This is a genomic window from Noviherbaspirillum denitrificans (assembly GCF_002211445.1).
Taxonomy (GTDB): domain Bacteria; phylum Pseudomonadota; class Gammaproteobacteria; order Burkholderiales; family Burkholderiaceae_D; genus Noviherbaspirillum; species Noviherbaspirillum denitrificans.
This window is the reverse complement of sequence record NZ_LSTO01000001.1, coordinates 2,789,927-2,794,148: the sequence shown is the minus strand read 5'-3', so window position 1 is coordinate 2,794,148 and position 4,222 is coordinate 2,789,927. Positions and strand designations below refer to the sequence as shown.

Annotated in this window: 3 protein-coding genes; 2 read left to right on the top strand and 1 reads right to left on the bottom strand. The window is 64.0% G+C overall.

Annotation, left to right across the window (positions count from 1 at the left end; translation table 11 throughout):
• Positions 1-1,380, top strand: a 1,380-nt coding sequence (locus tag AYR66_RS13595; RefSeq protein ID WP_206047169.1) for a TonB family protein, incomplete at its 5' end; no start/stop codon positions are given.
• On the opposite strand, the gene AYR66_RS13590 is transcribed toward AYR66_RS13595, so the two are convergent.
• Complete coding sequence (locus AYR66_RS13590; RefSeq protein WP_088707924.1) at positions 1,381-3,729, bottom strand: response regulator; 2,349 nt, start codon at positions 3,727-3,729, stop codon at positions 1,381-1,383.
• A 188-nt stretch (positions 3,730-3,917) separates the two neighbouring features.
• On the opposite strand from AYR66_RS13590, the gene AYR66_RS28395 reads away from it, so the two are divergent.
• A partial coding sequence (locus AYR66_RS28395) for a DUF3182 family protein (protein ID WP_206047168.1) occupies positions 3,918-4,222 on the top strand: 305 nt, incomplete at its 3' end.

Genomic DNA, 4,222 nt, shown 5'->3' with positions numbered 1-4,222 from the left:
CAGGCGGTGGATTTGCAGCTTGTGTTGACGCCGGCCGCTCCCGCCACTGAAGAAGCCCCGCCGCCTCCGCCTCTCTCACCTCCGGTGTCCGGCACGCCGTCCGCAGGACTCCGTCTCGTTCCGCTGCAGCCCGCACCCAGGTCCGAAAAGCCATCCGCCGCCCGCGCGCGCGCGCCACGCCCTCCTCGTGCGCGCATTAAGCGGGAGACACCCGTCATCGCGCTCAAGGACACACGACGAGACAGCCGGTTCAATTTGCCTGAAGCATCGGCCGATGTGAAGCAGGAGGCGGAGGTGCCGTCCATGCCGGAACCCGCTGCCGTTCCCGAGCCGGAACTTGCCGTGCGTGAACGAGAACAGGCGGACGCGGAAAAAACCCTGCGCGCGCGCCTGGCTGAGGAGGAAGCGGCACGGCTGCAACAGCAAGCCGAGGCCGCCCGCAGGCAGGAAGAGGAAGCAGCCCGCCAGCGTGCGCTGGCACGCGAAGAAGCGGCACGGCGCGAAGAGGCCGAGCGCCGCACACTGGAAGACGAACGCCGCAAGACGGAAGAGGCAAGCCGCCTCGCAGCGCTCGCGCTGCAACAGCAGCAAGAGGAAGCCCGGCGCCGCGAAAGCGAGGAAGCTGCGCGCCGCGCCATGGAACTGGAAGAGAAGCAGCGTGCCGAATTACAGCGCTTGCAAGCGGAACGCATGCAGCGCGAAGCAATGGAATTGCAGGCAAGGAAGCTGGCGGAAGCCGCTGAAGCTGCTCGCCAGCAAGCCCTGGCACGCGAGCGTGAGCGCCAGTCGGAAGAATTGGCTGCGCGGCGCCGTGCGGAAGTCGAGGCCGCCAATGTGCCAAGACGCGAACCGGAACTCGTGCTCGGCGACAGCCCTGCTCCTGGCGCGCGCTCCAACGCTCTGCCGCGCGACGTGGGCGGCGGGCTGGCGAGCCGCGCACTCGAACAGGCACGGCGCGCCGATACCTTGCGCAACGACGCGCCTGCCCTGCGCCAGCCGGAAAGCGCCACCGACCAGCCGCGCCGCCGTTCCATCCTCGGCGGCAAGGATGTGGATGTCGGCGTGATGATGTATGTCGACGGCTGGCGCCTGAAGATCGAGCGTAACGGCAGCATCATGTATCCGCGCGCCGCGGCCGAACTGGCGCACCGGGATCCAGTGGTGACGGTGGCGGTGCGCAGCGACGGCAGCGTGGAGAACGTCGTGATCCACCAGTCCAGCGGAAGGCCGGAGCTGGATGAGGCGGTGTACCGGATCGTGCGGATGAATGCGCGCTACAGCGCATTCCCGCCGGAGCTGGCACGGCGCTTCGATGTGATCGAAATCCGCAGGGTGTGGAATTTCGATGAAAGGCTGCGGATTATGGAAGAAGTGCGCTGATCAGGCCGACTGCACGATTGTCAGCAGGTGCTGCCTGGCGATATCGAACTCGCGCCGCAAGCTGTCGAGCAATCCTTCGGTTCCCTCCAGCGATCCTTCCCGCCCCAGCCGTTCCAGTTCCATGCAGTGCTTGCGCATGCGTTGCGCGCCGAGGTTCTCGATGCTGGACAGGAAGCGGTGCGACGTCGACAGCAGTTGCTCGGGACTTTCCGCCGCAATCGCATCGGCAATATTCTGCAGGTGCTTGGGCGAATCGTTGATGAAGAGCTGGATGATGTCCGACGCCAGCGCGGGATTGTTTTCATCCTGCAGTTCGAGCAACTGGTCGATGCGGCGGCGGTCGATGATCGGCAGCGAATCCTCGAGCTCCACGGGCCCTTTGCCGCTCACATCGACCAGCACATTGCGCAGGTCTTCCAGTTCGACCGGCTTGGACACGTAGGCATCCATGCCGGCGGACAGGCATTTCTCGCGGTCGCCGGGCATCGCGTTGGCGGTCATCGCGATCACGCGCGGCCCGGCGTCGCCGTAACGCACGCGCAGGCGGCGCGTCGCTTCCAGGCCATCCATATCGGGCATCTGCACATCCATCAGCACCACGTCGTAGTTCTGCCGCTCCAGGGCGTCGAGCACTTCCACACCATTGGCGACGACGTCGGCACGATAACCCAGGTGGGCGAGCAGCTGCTGCACGACCTTCTGGTTGACGGTGTTGTCCTCGGCGACAAGGATTTTCAGCGGATGGGTGTCGGCAAGCTTGCCGCTGGGCGCGCGCGGACGCGGCGATTGCGACTGCGCCGGCGCGATGCGCATCGCGTGCAGCAGCGAATCGAACAGCGCCGTCGGCTTGATCGGCTTGTTCAGGTAGGCGGCAAACTTCACCAGCGCCAGCGTCGCGTCGCGCGGACGGTTGGCCACCGAGGTCAGCATGATGAGCGGTAGTCCTTGCTCGTCGCGATACTTGCGGATCTCCAGCGCGAGGCCGAGGCCGTCCATCTCGGGCATGCTCATGTCGAGGATGCCGACGTCGAACGCATGGCCGTGCCGTACGAGGTCCAGCGCCTCGATGGCGGACGCCGCGGCGGACGGCACCATGCCCCACAGCAGCGACTGCTTGACCAGGATGCGGCGGTTGGTGCTGTTGTCGTCCACGATCAGCACGCGGCGGCCAGCCAGCGCGGACGAACGCTCCTGCAGGAAGCTGTGCGCGAGCTGCGAACCGGAGGCTTCGGCAGTAATGGTGAAATGAAACGTCGAGCCGACGCCGACCTCGCTTTCCAGCCACATGCGTCCGCCCATCACTTCCGCCAGGCGCTTGCTGATGGCCAGGCCAAGCCCGGTGCCGCCGTACTTGCGCGTGGTCGACGCATCGACCTGGGTGAACACCTGGAACAGCTCGGCCTGCCGGTCTTCCGGGATGCCGATGCCGGTGTCCTTCACCGAGAAGGTGACCTCGTACACCTGGTTCTTGTCCTGCTGCGCCGATACCGAGACCACGACTTCGCCGCGATGGGTGAACTTGATCGAGTTCGACAGCAGGTTGACCAGGATCTGGCGCAGGCGCGTGACATCGCCGACGAGCTGCGCCGGAACGCTATCGTCGATGAAGTACGCGAGGTTGATGTTCTTTTCCGCGGCATTGGACGACAGCAGGTCCAGCGATTCTTCCACGCAGCGGCGCAGGTCGAAGGGCTGGCGCTCGATGTCGAGCTTGCCGACCTCGATCTTCGAGTAGTCGAGGATGTCGTTGATGATGGTGAGCAGCACTTCACTGCTGCCGCGGATGGTCTGTGCGTAATCGCGCTGCTCTTCGTCGATGCGGGTATTGAGCAGCAGGCTGGTCATGCCGATCACCGCGTTGAGCGGCGTGCGGATTTCATGGCTCATGTTAGCCAGGAACATGCTCTTGGCCTGCATTGCCGCCTCGGCGCGTTCCTTGGCGATCTCGAGTTCGCGCTCGTACGCCTTGCGGGCGGAAATGTCGCGCAGGATGACGGTGTGGATGACCGTGCCGCCGACTTCGAGCTTGGAGATCGATGCTTCCGCCGGGAACTCGCTGCCGTCGCGGCGCATGGCAAAAATGGCGCGGCGCTCGGCCATCTTGCGCGCGGCCTGGCCGGAGCGGTCGAAGTCGGCCATGTGCTTGTGATGGCCTTCGTGATAGCGCGGCGGCAACAGCTTGTTCAGCTCCTTGCCGATGATCTCGTCCGCCTTCCAGCCGAACACGCGCTCCGCCCCCTGGTTGAACAGGATGATCTTCTGGTCGGCGTCGACCGAAATGATGGCGTCATCGGCAATGTTCAGAATGCCGTTGAGCTGCGCGGTAGTAAGACTGGAATTGATGATCATGGAAGGGTGCGCCTTTCCTGAAAGGCCAAGGCCTCATCGTAACCTTTTTTGCCGGAATAAGGGTGGCAGGACGGTAACGCCGGAGACTTGACATTTCCCGGGGATATGCAGGCAAGCGGCCTGGTTTTTGCTTCTCTAAAGGGAAAGTGCCGCATGGCGCGGCCGGCAGGTTCCCCGGAGACCGACACATGCCAACTTCCATTTCTCGACCGGTAAATGCAATGCACGAACGAAGGAATACCCCTTGCATTGTTGTGGTCTATCCCTGCAGGACAAGCGTGTGCCTGCATGAAATGGCGACACAGGAGACGCTGGCCAGGCGCATTGCCGCCATTCGTGGCGGCGAGTACGGCGGCAGCTTCGATCCTGCAGGTGTTTATGACAGGCCTTTGTATTTTGTACCAAACGATACCTTGGTCCGCGCACACGTCGACCCGGACATGGGCATTGACGGCGAGCACGATTTGTTCGGCGGCATGGTTCCGCATGCATT

Bases quoted from the DNA above. Each gene is read 5' to 3' on its own strand.
- AYR66_RS13590 (WP_088707924.1), bottom strand. From the start codon at position 3,729: ATGATCATCAATTCCAGTCTTACTACCGCGCAGCTCAACGGCATTCTG.